The sequence below is a fragment of the Tautonia sp. JC769 genome, assembly GCF_040717455.1.
Classification (GTDB): domain Bacteria; phylum Planctomycetota; class Planctomycetia; order Isosphaerales; family Isosphaeraceae; genus Tautonia.
Window position 1 is genome coordinate 1 of sequence record NZ_JBFEFH010000008.1, and the last position, 18,453, is coordinate 18,453.

Consider the following 18,453-nt stretch of genomic DNA (forward strand, 5'->3'; position numbering starts at 1 on the left):
ATCATGCCGGGCATCCCGCCCATCATGCCGGGCATCATGCCTTCCATGCCGTACAGGCCGCCGCCCATCCCCATGCCGAAGCCGCCCATGCCGCCGTACCCGGAGAAGCCCTGGCCCTTGACGGGGGGCTGGACCCGGGTCTTGGGCCGGGTCCAGTTGGCCTCCAGCACCCGCATCGTCATCGGGGAGTTCTCGAACTCGACGAGCAGGTTCTGGATCGAGTTCTGGTCGATGAGCACCGAGACGTACGCGGGGTAATCGCGGAACAGTTCGACCCCGTCCTCCTGGAGGAATCGCACCGGGCCGCCCCCCTTCGAGACGCCCATGCCGCTCATGCCGCCCATCATGCCGGGCATGCTGCCCATGCCCTCCATGCCGGGCATCATGCCGGCGGCGCCGCCGGCCATGCCGCGCATGGAGTCCTGCATCTCTCCCATGCCGGGCATGCCGCCCCCGGCGGAGGTGGCGGGGGTTTCCGGCTCGATGGCCTGGCCGCCCTTGGTCACCTCGGGGGGATCCTTCAGCTCGAAGCCGAGGGCGGTCGTCCGGTGGTCGACCGCGGCCGGGTTGCCGACTTCGAGGCGGTTCAGGCGCTTGATCGCGGCCGTCTCCCAGTCCTTCGCGCCGGCCTTGCGGTTCACCTCGGCGATGACCTCGAGGATCGAGCGGCGGACCCAGAGGTTTTCCTGGTACTGCCAGATCTTGCCGATCGAGGGCAGGTTGTTGATGTCGAACGAGACGGTCTGGAGCAGCATCTCCATCGGCGGGACCTCGACGATCCCCTCCCCTTCGATCGGGTCCCAGGGATTGACGACTTCGTAGACGTTCTCCGCGTAGTCGTCGTAGACCTGGCTGTAGAAATAGGCGACCCGCTGAGTCTCGTTCTCGGAGATGTCGGCGGGGATGTCGCGGCCCCATTCGGTCAGCTGCGGCGCGACCTCCTCGGGCCAGTCGAGCAAGGGGGCCTGCCGCTCGTAGAGCCGGCGGTGGGCCTCGTTCACGTCGTTCTCGATCAGCGCGATCTTCTTCTGGGTGAAGTCCGCGTACTGGCCGTTGGGCACGGTGCCGGAGGTGTAGGACTGGGCGCCTTGCTGCGCGGACTTGATCTCGTTGGCCTTGGTCTCGGCCTGCTCCTTGACCGTCCCGGCCGTGACGAAGTAGCCGACGACCGGCAGCAAGGCGGCGATGAAGAGCACGATCCAGAAGCGATTCTGGATCAGGAGACGGAGGATATCCTTGGCATCCATGGCGGTCGGTTCCGGTGGGCTCGGGGGATCACGAATCGGTCCGATCTGAACGGGCGTGGATGGGCGAGCAGGGGCCGGAAGATGGGATGGGATCGCCCGCCGGCCGCTCTGGCCGCCGCGACGATCCCCGGGGGGAGGATCGTCGCGGCGGGTCGAGAGAGGACTGGACTCAGGGGGTCGTGGCGTCGGTCGGCGCCTCGGTGGCCGGGGCGGCCCCGTCCTCCTCGCCGACCGGGAGCTGCTGGAGCGTCTCCTGGATGACCTGCTCGGACTCGGCCGCCGATTCCGCCTCGAACTCCTCGAGGTTCGGCGCCTGGACCTTGCCGCGGTACTTCGCCTCGGCCTCTCGCATCCCCTTGGCCAGCTCGGTGGCCTCGGGGGCGGGCTTCTCCTCGGTCGGCGGCTGCCAGATCACGTAGATCACGAAGTCGGTGCGGGTCAGGTACTCGATCTCCGGTTCCTCGCTCTGACCCCCTCGGCCGCCGAAGGCCGAGGTGCGGCCGCCCATCATGCCGGGCATCATCCCGGGCATCCCGCCCATCATGCCGGACATGCCGCCTTCCATGCCGGGCATCATGCCGCCGGCCCCCATCATCTGCTCGTAACCGGACATGCCCTCCATGCCGGGCATGCCCGACATCCCTTCCATGCCGGGCATGCCGCCGGCCTGGGAGCCCATCATGCCCTCCATGCCGGGCATCATGCCCGCGGCGCCGCCGGCCCCGCCCGAGGTCGGTGCGGGGGTCGAGTGGCGGAGGGTCGGGGCGGTGGTCGGGAGGCTATTGGAGGCGAGGGCCTTCTCGCTCGTCCAGGTGGCGTCGGTCAGCAGCCAGGCCAGGGCCGCGTGCGAGAAACCAAGACGCCGGAACGGGATTTCCCAGAACCGGGGCAGGACCCGCTCGGTCAGGAACAGGTACGGCCCGCCTTCCTGGTCTCGGAGCGAGAGCGGGTTGTAGTGGTGCCCGATCAGCTCGATCACCCAGCCGGAGCCCGTCGGGGGGTTCTCCTGGTCGTACGGGTGCATGGTGTTCTTGGCGCGGGCCTTCAGCTCCTGGGTATTCTCGAACCACTGGGCGAGGTCGTCCTTGTAGACGGGCCGGATGGCGTCGATGTGGACCCGCTGCAGTTCGAGTTGGCGACGGTTCTCGGGGTTCTCGAAATCGACGTTCTGGAACCGGCGATCGTCCCGGGGGTCGTAGGTCGCCGCGCTGAGGATCTGGAAGAGGCTCTTGAAGTCGGCCCCGTCGGGGCTGGTCTCGACGAGCGTCTCCCCCTTCGTCTTCAGCGTGTTGAACTGGCCCAGGTCGGCGTCGTACTTGCTCTTGAAGCTGTCGCCGTTGGACTTGACCGAGTTGGCCCGCGAGACGGCCTCGGCGAACTCGGCGTTGTCGACCTTCGCCAGGGCGCGGTAGTCGCCCAGGAAGAGGGCCGAGAAGCCCAGCAGCAGGAGCGAGGCGGCCAGGAGGGTCAGCGGCTTCTTGGCCCGGATCATCCGGGCCTGGGCGATCTCGGTCGGCAGCAGGTTGGTCTTCAGGCCGCCCAGGTGGAGCCCCTGCACGCCGAGGCCGTACGAGACGGCGAACGAGGCGATGTTCTCCTGGAACTGCGGGGCCGTGGTGACCTCCTCGCCGACGACCCGGTCGAAATGCTCGAGCTTCTCGACCTCCATGTTCAGGTTCTGCTGCAGGAACTTCTGCAGGCCCGGCAGCTTGAAGCCGTTGCCCAGGCCGACGACCTTCACCACCTTCGCCTGGCGGTTCACGCTGCCGTAGAAGCCGATCGAGCGCTGGACCTCGCTGGAGAAGTCGTTGAAGACGTTCCGCATGGCCGTGAACACGGCGCGGGGGTCGGGGGCCTTCGTGGCGTTCCGCTTCAGGTGCTCGGCCTTGGCGAAGGTCAGCTTCAGCTCCTTCGTCAGGGCCCGGGTGAAGTGGTTGCCGCCGATCGGCACGTTCCGCTGCCAGATGCGCTGGCCGTCGGTGATGATCAGGTCGGTGTGGTCGGCGCCGATGTCGAGCAGGACGATCGAGCCGCCCGGCTCGATCGCCGGGGCCGGGGCCTCGCCGTCCTCCCCCTCGGCCGCCACGCCCAGCGGGGGGCGGAGCCGGTCGTAGGCGATGAAGTTGAACAGGGCGATCGGGCTCATCTGGACGATTTCGACCTCGATCCCCGCCACGGTGAAGGGCAGGAGCGATCGCTGGATCTGCTCGCGTTTCATGGCGAACAGGCCGACCTCGGTCTGCGAGAACTCCTCTTCCCCCTCGGTCGCGATCTCCTGCCAGTCCCAGATCACCTCCTCGAGGGCGAACGGGATCTGCTGGCGGGCCTCGAACTTGACGATGTCCGGGACCCGCTTCTTGTCGACCGGGGGCAGCTTGATGAACTTCACCAGGCCAGACTGGCCCGGCACACCGATGGCAACCGGGATCCCCTTGACCTCGTTGCGTTCGAGGAACGTCGTCAACGCCTCGCGGACGAGTTCCTCGGGGTCGGCGTCGGGCTGGCTGAGGATCTTCGGATACTCGATGTAATCGAAGGCCTCGGCCACGACGTGGTCGGGGGCAGCGCCCGGCGCCAGCTTCAGGGCCTTCAGCGCGGACAGGCCGATATCGATGGCCCAGACGGGCTGGATCTTCGGCATGCGGTCATTCTCCTGCGGGCCGGATGTCCGGGCCGGTCGGAAGCTCCGAACTGGCTTTGAGTTGCGTCGAATGAACTGGAGAGGGGAGGCGGAGGTCCGTCGTCCCTAGGAGACGAGTCAAGGGCCACCGAGGGCCCCACGCTAGCAGAGCGATCGGCGCGTCGTCAATCATTCGGGACCCGCGGACCTCCGTCGCTGCTTCTTTCGACGCCGAGGGATCGCCGGGAGTTCCCGAGTGTTGCCGAAGCCGATCAGGACCGCCGCACCCCGCCGAACCCCGGCGAGGTGCTGAACCTCCTTCGTTTAACATACGTGAGAACCGTCGTCCAAGAGGTCGCTCGATCCGCCCGGCTCGCCCGTGCCCCGCGATAACCCGCACGACGCGATTGGATTCCCGGGACACGGGCCGATTCCTCATCACGAACCGCCCCGCCCCGATCGGGAGAAGACGACCTCCCCGTCGACGACCGTCTCGGCCACCTCCGCCGCGCGGACTTCCTCCGGAGTGCTCGCGAACGGGTCGCGGTCGATCACCGTCAGGTCGGCCCGGAACCCGGGGCGGAGCACCCCGAGCCGTTCCTCGTCGAACGCCGCGAAGGCCGAACCGCTCGTGAATGCCCGCAAGGCCTCGTGGAGCGAGAGCCGGTGCTCGCTGTGCCAGCCCCCGGCCGGGAGCCCCTGCGCATCGCGACGGGAGAGCGAGGCGTAGAGCCCCCAGAACGGGCTGACGATCTCGACCGGGAAATCCGAACCGAAGGCCAGCCGCACGTCGGCATCGCGGAACCATCGCCAGGCGTAGGCCCCCAATACCCGTTCGGGGCCGAGCCGGGCATCGGCCCATCGCATGTCGGTGCTGGCATGGGAGGGTTGCATCGACGCGATGATCCCCAGCTCGGTGAAGCGCGGGACATCCTGCGGGCGGACGACCTGGGCGTGTTCGATCCTCAGGCGGGGGTCGGTCGCCTCCGGGACGGCGGCCAGGGCGGCGGCGTAGGAGTCGAGCACCAGGGCGTTCCCCTTGTCGCCGATCGCGTGCGTGCAGACCTGCCAGCCGTTGCGCAGGGCGGCGATGGTCGTCTCGCGGTGCCGGTCGGGATCGATCAGGTACAGGCCGGTGTTCTCGGGGTCGTCGTGGTACGGCTCGAACATCAAGGCCCCGCGCGACCCCATCGCGCCGTCGATGAACAGCTTGATCGCCCGGTAGCGGAACCGGGCCTCGGGCCCGGCGGCCTCGGGGGGCGTCGAGGCGAATTCGACCTCCCGGCCGTCCGGGGGATTGGCCATCCCGTAGACCCGGAGCTTGAGCAACCCCTCCCGGTCGAGTTGCCGGTAGATCGCGGCGATGCCCGGCGGGATGCCCGCGTCGTGCACGCCGGTCAGGCCGGCGGCGAGGGTCGCCTCCTGGGCCAGCAAGATCCGACGACGAATGTCCTCGGTCGAGACCTCCGGGGCGACCCGGCCGATCAGGCCCATCGCGCCGTCGATGAAGACGCCCGTCGGGTTGCCGTCGGCGTCCCGGATGATCTGCCCGTCGCTCGGCGGCTCCGAAGCGGCGGTCACGCCGGCGAGTTCCATCGCCTTCGAGCTGGCCCAGCCGGCGTGCCCATCGACGCGGCGGAGCCAGACGGGTCGATCGGGGCTGGCCTCGTCGAGGAGGCTCGCGTCGGGGAACTCGCCGCCCGGCCAGAGGCTCTGGTCCCAGTTCCGGCCGAACACCCAGCCCCCTTCCGGGGTCTGCTCGGCCCGCTCTCGGATCAGGCGCTTCACCTCGTCGAGCGAGGCCACGTCGCGCAGGTCCACTTCCTCCAGCGACGAGCCGAGCATCAGCAGGTGGACATGCGCGTCGATCAGGCCGGGCATCGCGAAGCCGTCGGGGCGATCGACCACCACCGTCTTCGGCCCCCGGAAGCGGTCGATCTCCTCCCGGGAACCGACCGCGAGGATTTCCCCGCCCCGCGCCGCCAGGGCTTCGGCCCAGGGGGACTCCGGGTCGCCGGTCCAGATGCGGGCGGCCGAGACGACCAGGTCGGCCGGGCCGTCTTCCTTCAGCCGGAGGGCCCGGCCGGGCAGGGTGTCCATGAACGCTCCCCCGGAAATGGCCGGCTCCCCGGCGATGAACAGGTGGACGACCCCCGGCGCGTACTGAGTCGGGGCGTCGAAGGTCGCCGAGTCTCGGAACGCCTCGGGGTCGAAGACGACCAGGTCGGCCACGGCCCCCTCGCGGATCACGCCCCGATCGGCCAGCCCGAGGATCTCCGCCGGCAGGCCGCTCGACGACCGGACCGCCTGTTCCAGGCTGATCACCCCGTCGTCCAGGGCATAGCGCATCTTGCGCGGGAAGGTGCCGTACGATCTCGGGTGCGGCCGGTCGTCGCCGCCGGGCAGGTGGGCCGAGCCGTCCGACGCGGTGGCGACGAACTCCCGCTGCATGACGTGCCGGACGTCCTCCTCGGTCATGCCGAAGCTCACGCCCGAGGCCCCGCCGTTGCGCTGGATCTCGATGACCACTTCCTCGGCCGGTTTCCCCTCGGCCTGGGCGATCGCCGCGATCGACTTGCCCACCCATTCGGGACGCTCCGTGTAGCGGGCGATCCGGATCGACTCCCCCCCATTCCTCGATTCGAGGCCGGAGCGGATCCCTGCGCGCAGCTTCGCCCCGCGTTCGGGGTCGTCGGCGATCGCCTTGAACGCCTCGGTCCCGTCCCGGACGGCCCAGTCGGGGATGACCATGGCGCTGACGGAGGTGCTCGACGCGATGTACGGGTATTGATCGGCCGAGACGGCCTGGCCGGCGGCTCGGGCCTCGGCGATCCGGTCGCAGGCCGGGACCACCAGCCCCCAGGCCGCCTTGCCGCTCGCCTTCAGGTGCGAGATGTGCACTGCCGCGCCCGATTCTGAGCCGATCCGGATGGCCTCGTCGATCGACCTCAACAGGCCGGTCCCCTCCCCCCGGATGTGGCTCGCATACAGCCCGCCGTGCCCGGCCACCACCTTCGACAGGGCGATCAATTCCTCCGTATCGGCGTACTGGCTGGGGATGTAGATCAGGCCGGTGGACATGCCCCAGGCCCCGCCCTCCATGCCTTCGGCAACGAGCTGCGTCATGCGATCCAGTTCCTCGGGCGACGCCTCGCGGTCGGCGCTGCCCATGACCTCGCGGCGGATCGAGCCGTGGGGGATCAGGTGGATGACGTTCGTGCCGGCCCCCTTCGCATCGACCTCGGCCAGATAGGCCGCCACGTCGATCGGGCCCGAGCCGCAGTTGCCGGTCACGATGGTTGTGACCCCCTGCGCCTGGAAATTGCGGTTCGGCCGCGTGCCGTCCTGCAGGATCGAGCGGTCCGAGTGGCTATGCAGGTCGATGAACCCCGGCGCGACGATCAGGCCGGTCACGTCGATCACGCGGGCGTCCGGGGCCGGCTCGACTCGGCCGACCGCGACGATCCTCCCGTCGCGGAGGGCCACATCGGCGACCCGACGATCCGCCCCGGTCCCATCGACGACCGTCCCCCCTCGCAGGACCAGGTCGGCCTGAGTCGATCCTCGGGCCGATGCCGATTCCCCCGAACACAGGCAGACGATCAGTGTCAACAGGGTGGCAAATCGAGCAGGCAAGGTCATGGATGCTCCCTCTCCCGGGGGGCTCGCCGCCCCTGGTCGTTCGCGTTCACGGGCCCAATGAATCGCCCGATTATGAGGGGCATACGACCTCGGTGCCAGCGTCTTCCGGCCGCGGGCCTGCGGCGTTCCGGCGAGGCAGCGATGCGGCCGGCGGTCCCGTCTCGGCGACGACCCCGGGGCCGGGACGACCAACGCAAACGGCCCCCGACCCGCTCGGAGGCGAATCGGGGGCCGTCGATGATTTCTCGGGGATCGTCGTCGGCAAGGCGCGACGGACGATCGACACGGCAAGGGCAAGGCAAAACCAGGAGAGGCGAGGCTTGGCGTCGGATTAGCTTCGGTCGGCGGGACTTGCGGTGCGGGACTCGGCCGAACGCCGGCCGGTGCGGCCGGTGTTGGCGTAGGAGGCCGTCAAGGCGCCCAGCAGCAGCGAGCGGCGACCGCTCCGGGCCGAGACCCCTCCGCGTCGGATCCGGGCCATGGCTCCGGCCCATTCGAACCCGTTGTGCGTCGGTGCGGTCTTCTTCTTGGAATTCACCACGCTCATCGTTTCCTATCACTCCAGAACGAGAGGGTCAGGCCACCACTTCAGCGACCTCGACCTCATCCATCCAATCCGTTGCACCGAGTTCGCCCCGCATCCCGAGTGCCACGGCGCGCGATCCTTGGCGGCCGGGCAACCGGTCGCGGTGTTCCACCACCGCGGGGGCCGGGTGTTCGGATTCAAGCAACCGAGGGAGGCCCGCGCCAGGCACGACCGGAAGGGGGGGTGAGCGCGAACCGCCGTCCTGCGACCGTCGGGTCGGAGGAGGACCCCGAAGATATCGTCCCAACCGAGGCCGGACTTCACGAGATTCAAGGGATCGGGAGGTTCGGATGACCTCAAACGATCGAATCTGATGAGGTCCTGACCGCCGAGGCAACGACACAGAGAGGGAGTCTTCGCTCGGAAAACCCGTGATCGAGGTACTCGCATCCTAATCCCGTCTGGGGGACCGGGCAAGTGAAAACCCGAATCTTCACACCGATTCAACATTTGGATGCGACCGACGGATCGACCGGGCTTCCGAATGCCCCGATTCTCCGGCCTGGGGCGGCCCGGACGTTTCCTCGGCCTCCCCTTCGCCCGGGGCCGAGATGCCCGGCTCCGCCGGCCCGGGCACCGGCACGGCCTCCGGCTCCGCCTCCGGGAGGATCAGCACCAGGACGATCATGCCGACGGTGCTCAGGCCGTTGAACGTGGCGTGCGCGGCGATCGGGGCGACGATGCTCTTGGTCCTCCGGTAGAGCAAGCCCAGCGCGATCGCCAGCACGAACAGGGGCAACGGCGCCGGCCACTGACCGAAGTGGACGAGCGCGAAGATCGCCGCCGGGACCACCAGCGCCGTCAGGCTCGCCACCCCCGGATCCAGCCCCGGCTGCAGGTCGATGGAATCCCGATCCGTCTCCCGGTCCTCGGCGATCGCCGTCCGGGTCACCCCGAACCGCTTCTCGAGCCAGCCTTGCAGGATGCCCCGGAACAGCAGCTCCTCGGCCGCCGGCGCGAAGATCACGGCCGAGACGAAGGCCAGGACCATGACCCAGGGCGATCGCTCCTCGAATAGCATCTCCTGCAACGGGTGCGCGGTCGGCGGCCAGATGAGGATCGCCATGAACTGCACCGAGTAGACCAGGGGCAGGCAGAAGACCGCCGAGACGACGCCGAGGAGCACGTCCCGGCCGATCCGACCCCCGCCCCCGGACAGGCCGAAGTCCGAGGCCCGGGCCCGGTTCCAGAGCCCGAGCAGGCCCGGCAAGGCGATCAGGACCAGCAGGTTGATCAGGGCCACCGCCCCCATGGCCTCGACCAGCTTCGGTTCCGCGTCCGGCCCCCGGCGCGCCCGCAGCAGGCTCGCCGCGACCAGCGTCGCGAACTGCCAGAGGAAGAAGCTCGCGAAGACCTGGGGCCCCCCCCAGGGGACCGGCCTCCCCGGCCGGGTCGGGATCACCGGCCGGCCGCCCCAGGCCCGCTCGATCGCCAGGGCCCAGGCCGCCGAGATGGCCAGCAAGACCAGCCCGGCCATCCCGAGCAGGAGCCAGGCCGAGCGCATCGGGATGTCGAGATCGGCAGCATCGAGCGGCATGAGCAGGATCGCTCCAGGGTTCGGGCACGTTTCGTGTTTCGGGGATCGCCCCCGAGGGCGGCGATCCCCGTTATCCTAGGTCTGCCGGGCCTCGCGGGCCACCTTGTCCGATTTCCCGCGATGGCCTAGAATCGCAACCCGCTTCGCCCGGGGGCCCGTTCCCGGGACCGATTCGCCTCGATTGACGCCAAAGGCCGGTTCCCCCCGATGCTTCCTGCCGCCGAGCAACTCGAACTCCTCCGCCGTGGGATCGACGCGATCACCCCCGAGCTCGACTTCGTGAAGATGCTGGACCACTCGGCCCGCACCGGGACCCCCTTGCGCGTCAAGTACGGCATCGACCCGACCGGCATCGACGTCCACCTCGGCCACACGGTCCCCCTGCGCAAGCTCCGGCAGTTTCAGGACCTCGGACATACCGCCGTCATCATCATCGGCAACTATACCGCACTGGTGGGCGACCCCTCCGGCCGCGACGAGACCCGGGCCGCCCTGACCGAGGCCCAGGTCGAGGCCAACGCCAGGGACTACCTGGAACAGGTCGGCAAGATCATCGACCTCGACCGCGCCGAGGTCCACAAGAACGGCGACTGGTTCTCGAAGTGGTCGTTCCTCGACGTCCTCGACCTCTGCCGCCGCATGACCCTCGGCCAGATCTCGGCCCGCGACGACTTCGCCAAGCGCATCGCCGCCGAGAAGCCGGTCTATCTCCACGAATGCCTCTACCCCTTGATGCAAGGCTGGGATTCGGTCGAGATCAAGGCCGACGTCGAGCTGGGCGGGACCGAGCAACTCTTCAGCCTCCTCGTCGCCCGCGACCTGCAGCAGGCCCGCGGCCAGCGCCCGCAGGTGGCCATCACCCTGCCGATCCTCGTCGGCACCGACGGCCACCGCCGCATGGGCAAGAGCCTCGGGAACTACATCGGCGTGGCCGAGCCCCCCGAGACGCAGTTCGGCAAGGTCATGAGCATCCCCGACGAGCCGATGCGCCAGTTCTTCACCCTCCTGACCAACCTCCCGCTGGCCGAGGTCGATCAACTGCTCGCCCCCGGCCTCAACCCCCGAGACGCCAAGGAGGCCCTCGGCAAGGCGATCGTCACCCAGTATTACGGCCCCGAGGCCGCCGAGGCCGCCGCCGCCGCCTTCCGCCGCCGTGCCGCCGGGGAAGACCCGGTGGAGATCCCCGAGGTCACGCTCCCCCGCGACCAGCTCGACGCCGAGGGGAAGCTCCCCCTGCCCCGCCTGATCGTCGCCCTGAAGTTCGAGTCGAGCACCTCGAACGCACGCCGGGTGATCGAGGGCGGCGGCGTGACGATCGGCCCCGACCGCGAGGTTGCCAACGACCCGAAGCAATCCATCGCCGTCGAGGACGGGTTGATCGTCCGCGTCGGCAAGCGGAAGATTGCCCGGGTGAAGCTCTCTTGACCTCTCGGATCGCCGAACACGCGATCGCGATTGCGAGGTGTGCCATCATGTCCACCACGGCTTCCGACCGAACCGGCGAGCACGGCGTGACACACGTCGACACCCCCGGCCTGGGACCGGCCCCGGCCCCTGCGTCGGCTGCTCCCTCGGCCCCCTTGGCCGATCCCGCCTACCGGCTCTACCGCTTGAGCGTCGAGCAGTATCAAGCATTCGGACGATCAGGCATCCTCACCCCCGACGATCGGGTGGAGCTGATCGAGGGCCTCGTGGTCGAGAAGATGACCAGATACGAACGGCACATCGGCACCACGAAACGGCTGGCACGGTTCATTGAGCGTGCCCTGCCTGCAGGATGGCATGTCGGCAAGGAAGACCCGATCGTGCTGGCTCGGAGCGAGCCCGAACCGGACATCTCGGTCCTTCGGGGCGACATCGACTCCTACGACCAGCAGAAACCCCAGGCAGCCGACGTGAACCTCGTCGTCGAGGTCGCCGACTCCTCTTACGCCTTCGACCGCCGCAAGATGGCGATCTACGCCGAGGCCGGCATCCCGACCTACTGGATCGCCAACCTCAACGCCGACCGGATCGAGGTCTACTCCGAACCGACCGGGCCCGACCCGACCCCCGAATACCGATCGCGCCGCGATTTCGCCAGGAGCGCCGCGATCCCCCTCGTCATCGACGGCCGGGAGGTCGCCCGGCTCGCGGTCGACACCCTGCTGGCCCCGGTTCAACCCCGTTAACGTGCCCGAGCGACACACCTTCCTCTCGAACTCAAAGGACGCCCCCCTCATGGCCGAACATGGCATTGGATTCGTCGGCTGCGGCATGATCGCCGAGTTCCACACCAAGGCGATCAACGAGATCCCGAACGCCCGTGTCGTGGCCGCCTTCGACCCGGTCCGCGAGCGGGCCGAGAAGATCGTCGGCATGGCCGAGGGGGGAGACGTGGCCGTCTTCGACAGCCTTGACGCCATGCTCGCCCACCCCGGCGTCACCGTCGTCAGCGTCTGCACCCCGAGCGGCGCCCACATGGACCCCGCCGTCGCCGCCGCGAAGGCCGGCAAGCACGTCGTGGTGGAGAAGCCCCTGGAGATCACCCTCCCTCGCTGCGACGCGATCATCGAGGCGTGCGACTCGACCGGCGTCCGCCTCTGCACGATCTTCCCCTCGCGCTATTCCGCCGCCAACGGCCGCCTGAAGGAGGCGATCGAGGTGGGCCGCTTCGGCCGCCTGACCCTCGGCGACACCTACATCAAGTGGTGGCGGACCCAGGAATACTACGACTCCGGCGGCTGGCGCGGCACCTGGGCGCTCGACGGCGGCGGGGCGCTCATGAATCAGTCGATCCACAACGTCGACCTCCTCATCTGGATGATGGGCGAGATCGAGACCGTCACCGCCCTGGCCGCCACCCTCGCCCACGAGCGGATCGAGGTCGAGGACACCGTCGTCGCCGCCATCCGCTTCAAGAACGGCGCCCTCGGCGTCATCGAGGCCGCCACCAGCGCCTACCCCGGCCTCTCGAAGCGGATCGAGATCCACGGCGACCGCGGCTCGGCCCGGATCGAGCAGGACGACATCACCCTCTGGGAGTTCCAGGAGAAGGTCCCCAGCGACAACGACATCATCGCTGCCATGGCCAGGGCCGGCGCCACCGGCGGCGGGGCCGACCCCCGCGCCATCTCCCACGCCGGGCACCGCGACCAGCTCGCCGACTTCCTCGCCGCCATCGACGAAAACCGCCCCCCCTTCGTCGACGGCAAGGAAGGGCGCAAGGCCGTCGAGGTCATCCGCGCCATCTACAAGTCCGCCGCCGAAGGCGGCAAGCCGGTGACCCTGCCGCTCCACGACGCGTGAGCCTCTCTACTCCTCGTCGGGCAGGCCGATTCTCCTGCCCGACGAGGAATTGGTTGTTCGATACCGAGTGGCGGGGGATGACGATGATCAGTAATCCACGCGATGACATCACCCTTTACTGGAGTGACGTGGACCAGGCGTTCATCGCCGAGGTCCCAGAACTTCCCGGATGCGCCGCGGACGGAGCGACTTATCGAGAGGCGATCGACGCGATCGAGGTCGTGATCGCCCAATGGATCGAAACCGCGAAGGAACTCGGTCGTCCGATTCCGGAGCCCCGGGGCCGTTCGATGTTCGCTTGAATGAGTGAAATGAGAGGCTGAGGACCAGGCAACATCCCTTTCATTTCGACCCGACTTTCCCTTGCAATTCCGCGGAAGACGATCGGCAAGGAGTAGAACGCATGTGGGACGAACACGAGCTGTTCGCCGGGCGATTCGTCCGGTTGTGCGGGGTGGGGATCGCTGTCATCGGAGCGGTGCTTGCCATTGCGAGAGTTGTGTTCGAAACCCCCGCCGTGTTCCTGGTGTACGTGAATTTCCTCGCCCTGCTGGGATTGATTGGCCTGACCTATGTGCTGATGATGCTCGGGATCACGACGATCGCGAACGGTGTATTCCAAGGGGTACGAGCGATCTGGACTCGGCACTCGCGGTAAGCTCGGCACACCTCGCATTTCTCTCCTCAACATCGTGGCTCAATGGAGTGACCGCCGATGTTCCCCAAGCCCGCCCGCGTCAAGCGTCGCAACCGATTCGTCGACTACGCCGCGTATCTCGGCGTACGGCTGGTCGTGTTCATCGCCCAATCGTTGTCGATGCGTCAATCGTACGCCCTGGCCGATGCCATCGCGGCCCTGGTTTACAAGATCGACAAGCGCCATCGACGGGTGGCGATGGAAAACCTTGAGCACGCGTTCGGCGACCAGTACACGGTGGAACAGCGCGACGAGATCGTCCGGGGGGTCTATCGGCATTTCCTCCGCATGGTCATGGAAATGCTTCATATTCCCAAGCGATTGCACCTGACCACCTGGCGCAAGTTCATCACCCTCAAGGGGCACGAGCCGGTCATCGAGCGCCTGCTCAAGGGGGGGCCGATGATCATGCTCACCGGCCATTATGGCAACTGGGAGATGGCCGGCTACATGTTCGGCGCCTTCGGATTCCCGCCGCATTCGGTGGCCCGGGTGCTCGATAACCCGTACCTGGAGCGCTACCTGAAGGAGTTCCGCGAGCAGACCGGGCAGAAGATGATCGCCAAGCGTGGCGGCTCCGACGAGATGCTCGACGTCCTCCAGTCCGGCGGCCTCCTCTCCATGCTCGGCGACCAGGACGCCGGCCCGAAGGGCCTGTTCGTCGACTTCTTCGGCCGACCCGCCTCCACCTTCAAGGCCATCGCCCTGCTCGCCATCGAGTTCAATGCCCCCATCGTCGTCGGCGGCGCCCGACGGATCGGGGACGACTTCCAGTACCTCGTCGAGGTCGAGGAGGTCATCGACGTGAACGCCGACAACGCCTCCCCCGACCTCATCCCCGAACTCACCCGGCGCTACACCGCCGCCCTCGAACGCATGGTCCGGCGCGACCCGACCCAGTACCTCTGGCTCCATCGGCGGTGGAAGAACCAGCCCCGGGCCAAACGATCGAAGGCGGCTGCCTGAGTCCTCCCGATTCCGGCACACCGAGCGAATCGAGTGAGCAATTACTTCGATTCGAACGTCCTCACCTCCCCATCCGTCCCGATCCGGATCGAATACGCCGAGCCGTCCGGCTCGACGTGGATGTGGAGGAACTGCCCCCCCTCGGGGTCGTCGTTGGCGATCAGGGCCGGGTCGGTATTGTCCTCGGGGCCGGTCGTCACGTTGCGGTGCATCTGGTAGTTGGCCTGGATGCTCGGGATCGATTTCAAGAGATGCACGACCGACGCCGATCCCCCCTTGCGCGGACCATTGTTCATCACCGTGACCGTCGGCTCAATCGTCCGGATCAAGGTCGGGTGATTCGAGCTGTCCAGCCCGTGATGCGTGACCTGGTACACGTCGATCGCCTGGTCGTCACCCTCCCGCTCGTCCGTCGCCCGGATCTGATCGACCGGACAGACCAGTTGCCGCTCGATGTTCCAGGTCAGGTCGCCGCAGTCGAGGAAGTCGAACGCCCCGAGTCGCACGATCAACGCAATGCTCCGCGCGTTGTCCGACTGGTCCTCGGCCTTGTCGGCGGGCAGGTCGTCGCACCGGGCATTCCCCACCCCTTCACCCCCCTCGCAGCACGCCAGCACCTTGCCGCCCGACGCCAGCACCACCGCCGAGACCTCCCCGGCCAGCGGAAGCGTATCGCCCGGCTGCAAGACAGATCGGTTCCCCTCGGCGGCACCGAGGTAGGCCACCAGCAACGGGTCATCGGGCTTCGGGCCGTCCGGGAAGTCGAGCCCGTCGAGCCCGTCCGACGGCAGCCCGCGATCCCAGTAGCGTCCGATCGGGACCAGCTTCGCCAGCCCCTCGACCCCGCCGTAATGGTCGGTGTGCCAGTGGGTCGTCACCAGATGGTCGAGCCGATCCAGCCCGGCAACTTCTTTCAAGACATGCACGATCCGCTTCGGGTCGCGGTCGTCGAACCCCGGCCATCCCGAATCGATCAAGATCGACTCGCGTTCCGGCGTGACGATCAGCGTGGCCGCGCCGCCGAGCACATCCACATAGTAAATGTCGAGCCCCTGCCCTTGCCCTTGCCCCGACGCGACGGGAGGCACGAGGACGGTCAGCGCGACGAACAGGCAGGCGATCCGCGAGCGTTGGGCGATCATCGGGAGAGGGCTCCGATCGAGTCGGCGAGGGCCAGGCGGGGAACGACGGTCCCCGATTGTCGGGCCAACCCCCGGCTCGGATCAAGCGTGCGGTGCCCCTTCCCCCGGCGACCTCGGCCCCCTCAGGTGGGCCAGGCCGTCGAGCGCCGTCCCCGACGCCTCCCGGAGCCGGAGCGACGCCACCAGGTCGGCATGACGTCCCCCCGCCAGGCCATCGGCCAGCAGCGCCGCCCCCTGCGCCGCGTGCTTGACCCACGCGCCCGGCAAGGAATCCAGGGGCGACACCCGGCCGAACCGCGCGAGCGTCTCCCGCACCAAAGGCCCCAGCTCGGGACGATCCGCGGCCGATCCCGAAAGGTAAATCCGATCAAACGGCGTCACCTCGCGCAATCCTGCCAGGTGCTTGCGCAACGATTCCTGGAATGCCCGGAGCCCGACCTCCCCCAGGTCGTCCAGGCCCCCTCGGAACAGATCCTGCTTCGACAGTGGGCCGAGCCAGTACGCCGCCTCGCCATCCCAGAGCCCCGACGACCGCACCCCGATCGGCCCGGCCGACCCTGCCGAGGCATCCACGAGTGCGCCTTGTTCGATCACCAAAATCGCCGAGAAGGCCGAGCCGATCTCGACCACCGCGAAGGTCGATTCCGAGGGAGGCAGCCCCCGTTCATCGGCATCAATCCACAACCCCAGTGCCGCCACCGCGACCTTGTCGGCCGTCCCGAGATCGATCCTCAACGCCTTCCGATGTGCGGGGACCGTGGGCAGGTGAATCCCCCCCGGCAGGAAGACGACCGGCAGATCCGACCGCACCAGGGCATCGAGCCAGCCCGAGAACCCCCCCACGCCGAGCGACCGCCCCCGCTCCTCCGGCCGCACCAGGGTCATCAACGCCAGGTCTTCCGCCGTGGCGTCTTCGTTTCGGACCAGTGGCAAGCCGTAGCCCGAGGGACCCGCGATCAGGTCCAGCGGTTGCCAGCGGCGGAGCTGCTCGATCAGGGACGCAGTCGAGGCGTCGGGAGCCAGGCGGGCCTGATCGGCCACCTCCCCGTCGACCAGCAGCAGCAGGTCGAGGCTCCCGGTCCCGGGGTCGGTCCCGACGACGCGAGGCATGGCAATCACTCGCCTCTCAACCCTTCGTCACGGCGGGGCCGGTCCCGACACCCTCAATCGAGGGCCTCGCCGATCGCGAAGACCTCCTCGGCGTCGAGGATCCGGTCGTTGGCCTGGAACAGCTCCCGGATCGCCTTCGCGTGGATGCCCATCTTCAGGCCGCCCACGCCGATGGCCCCCCAGGTGCGGACCCCGTCGCGGTCGGCGTCGCGGTCGTAGACCTCGATCCCCTCGATCCCCAGCGGGGGGACGGCGTTCAGGTCGATCATCACCCGCAGGTCGCCCAGGGTCGATCGGACCGACTTCGGCAGGAGCGTCACCCCGGTCGACCCCGCGGAGACGATGAGCCGGCACCCGTCCAGCCCCTCGGCCATGGCGTCGGCGTCGACCCCGGCCAGTGGGGTGAGCTTCGCCCCGGTCGCCTCGCCGATCGCCCGGGCCACCGCCTCGGCCCGATCCGGGCGTCGCGACGAGACCGTCACCTCGGCCCCTTGCCGGGCGAGCAACCGGGCCACACGCTGGCCGACCGGACCGGTCGCGGCCAGGACCGCCGCCTTCACCCCGTCGAGCGAACCGCCCATCCCCGCCTTGGCCGACAGGACCGCCGCCGCGGCCGTCGTGTTCGCCCCGTTCGGGTCGAGCAAGACCGAGACGCGGAAGGGGCCGAAGAAGGCCTCCTTCGCCGCCTTCAGCAGGGCCTCGGCCCGGTCCACATCGGTCCCGCCGATGAACACGGCGGTCTGTTTCAGGTCCTTGGGACCTCGCGTAAACAGTGCGCCGTAGATCAGGTCGCGGACCTGCACCGGCGCGACATTCCCGTGCCGGAACAGGTGATCGACACCGGCATCCACCGCGACGACCGCATCGAAGACGCTCGGCTGCGCATCGGTATCAAGCTGCAAGAGGATCGTCTTCATCGTGGGAGGCTCGTCGACAAAAGGTGGCCGATCCCCCCGCCCGGCCCAGTCGAGGGACCAGGGGACCGTTTCACAACCACGGACGTCGGCATCAGAAGAATCCAGGTCGCGCGATGGTCGAGGCGAGCCGTGCCGCTTCGACCACCGCACGACCCGAATCCGCTCACTTGGCGAACGGGTGCGACGCCGAGTCCTTCTTCTGCACCACTTCCGAGGCGGCCGGCTCGCCCTTCATGGCGCGTTGGATCGAGAGCTTGGTGGCCTCGTAGTTGTACTGGTTGATCTTGTCCTTGTCCTTGGCCTCCGGGTGGATGAAGACGCCGCAGACGATGCAAAGATCTTCGGCCTTGTCGGCCGGGATCGTGCCGTCGGCCACGCAGTCGGCCACGGCCTTGGCCACGGCGTACTGGGCAGGGCCGAACATCAGGACGGCCTGGTCGAGCCCCTTGATCGTGACCTTCGTGATCAGGACCGTGGCCGGCTTGACGGCCAGGTTCGGCTCAAGCACCGCCAGCAGGTTCGTGTGGCCGTGCGACTGGTTGGCCAGGGCATTGGCGAAGGCCGCGCCGACCGGGCCGGTCTTCGTGCCGATCATCAGGTCGATGTGGGCGACCTCGTTACCATCACCGACCAGGGCCTCTCCGATGAGCAGGGTGTGATCGCTTGCCATCAGTCAGTTCTCCGGGGCGTGTTGCGGGGAA

Annotated in this window: 14 protein-coding genes and 1 pseudogene; 6 read left to right on the forward strand and 9 right to left on the reverse strand. The window is 68.3% G+C overall.

Features of this window, described 5'->3' with window-relative positions; all coding sequences use genetic code 11:
• The 5 genes and pseudogenes from AB1L88_RS10255 to AB1L88_RS10275 all read right to left on the reverse strand — a co-directional run.
• Positions 1-1,247, reverse strand: a pseudogene (locus AB1L88_RS10255) (hypothetical protein); the annotation flags it as partial.
• Positions 1,248-1,416: 169 nt separating this feature from the next.
• A complete protein-coding gene (gene pilM / locus AB1L88_RS10260) occupies positions 1,417-3,888 on the reverse strand; it encodes a type IV pilus assembly protein PilM (RefSeq protein WP_367096560.1) in 2,472 nt (823 codons plus the stop codon).
• 417 nt (positions 3,889-4,305) lie between these two features.
• Positions 4,306-7,509, reverse strand: a complete 3,204-nt coding sequence (locus tag AB1L88_RS10265; protein ID WP_367096561.1) for an amidohydrolase family protein — start codon at positions 7,507-7,509, stop codon at positions 4,306-4,308.
• A gap of 331 nt (positions 7,510-7,840) precedes the next feature.
• Entirely contained in the window at positions 7,841-8,056 is a 216-nt protein-coding gene (locus AB1L88_RS10270) for a hypothetical protein (RefSeq protein WP_367096562.1), read from the reverse strand.
• Between the two features lie 472 nt (positions 8,057-8,528).
• Positions 8,529-9,632 (reverse strand): CPBP family intramembrane glutamic endopeptidase, encoded by a 1,104-nt coding sequence (locus tag AB1L88_RS10275; RefSeq protein WP_367096563.1) that lies wholly within the window; start codon positions 9,630-9,632, stop codon positions 8,529-8,531.
• A gap of 207 nt (positions 9,633-9,839) precedes the next feature.
• On the opposite strand from AB1L88_RS10275, the gene tyrS reads away from it, so the two are divergent.
• The 6 genes from tyrS to AB1L88_RS10305 all read left to right on the forward strand — a co-directional run bounded on the left by tyrS (position 9,840) and on the right by AB1L88_RS10305 (position 14,583).
• Positions 9,840-11,057 (forward strand): tyrosine--tRNA ligase, encoded by a 1,218-nt coding sequence (tyrS, locus tag AB1L88_RS10280; RefSeq protein WP_367096564.1) that lies wholly within the window; start codon positions 9,840-9,842, stop codon positions 11,055-11,057.
• 47 nt (positions 11,058-11,104) lie between these two features.
• Entirely contained in the window at positions 11,105-11,803 is a 699-nt protein-coding gene (locus AB1L88_RS10285) for a Uma2 family endonuclease (RefSeq protein WP_367096565.1), read from the forward strand.
• Positions 11,804-11,852: 49 nt separating this feature from the next.
• The gene (locus AB1L88_RS10290) at positions 11,853-12,920 is read left to right on the forward strand and encodes a Gfo/Idh/MocA family oxidoreductase (RefSeq protein ID WP_367096566.1); all 1,068 of its coding nucleotides are present in this window, start codon (positions 11,853-11,855) and stop codon (positions 12,918-12,920) included.
• Between the two features lie 77 nt (positions 12,921-12,997).
• Entirely contained in the window at positions 12,998-13,222 is a 225-nt protein-coding gene (locus AB1L88_RS10295) for a type II toxin-antitoxin system HicB family antitoxin (protein ID WP_367096567.1), read from the forward strand.
• A 101-nt stretch (positions 13,223-13,323) separates the two neighbouring features.
• On the forward strand, positions 13,324-13,578 hold the full coding sequence (locus AB1L88_RS10300; protein WP_367096568.1) for a hypothetical protein: 255 nt from the start codon (positions 13,324-13,326) through the stop codon (positions 13,576-13,578).
• Between the two features lie 57 nt (positions 13,579-13,635).
• Positions 13,636-14,583 carry a lysophospholipid acyltransferase family protein gene (locus AB1L88_RS10305; protein WP_367096569.1) on the forward strand — a complete coding sequence of 316 codons (948 nt, stop codon included), beginning with the start codon at positions 13,636-13,638 and terminating at the stop codon, positions 14,581-14,583.
• A 41-nt stretch (positions 14,584-14,624) separates the two neighbouring features.
• Here AB1L88_RS10305 and AB1L88_RS10310 read toward each other — a convergent pair whose 3' ends face one another.
• The 4 genes from AB1L88_RS10310 to fae form a co-directional block, all read right to left on the reverse strand.
• Complete coding sequence (locus AB1L88_RS10310) at positions 14,625-15,725, reverse strand: MBL fold metallo-hydrolase (protein ID WP_367096570.1); 1,101 nt, start codon at positions 15,723-15,725, stop codon at positions 14,625-14,627.
• A gap of 81 nt (positions 15,726-15,806) precedes the next feature.
• On the reverse strand, positions 15,807-16,835 hold the full coding sequence (locus tag AB1L88_RS10315) for a DUF1464 family protein (protein WP_367096571.1): 1,029 nt from the start codon (positions 16,833-16,835) through the stop codon (positions 15,807-15,809).
• Between the two features lie 53 nt (positions 16,836-16,888).
• On the reverse strand, positions 16,889-17,752 hold the full coding sequence (locus tag AB1L88_RS10320; protein WP_367096572.1) for an NAD(P)-dependent methylenetetrahydromethanopterin dehydrogenase: 864 nt from the start codon (positions 17,750-17,752) through the stop codon (positions 16,889-16,891).
• A gap of 163 nt (positions 17,753-17,915) precedes the next feature.
• Positions 17,916-18,422 (reverse strand): formaldehyde-activating enzyme, encoded by a 507-nt coding sequence (gene fae, locus AB1L88_RS10325; RefSeq protein WP_367096573.1) that lies wholly within the window; start codon positions 18,420-18,422, stop codon positions 17,916-17,918.
• Positions 18,423-18,453 lie beyond the last annotated feature (31 nt).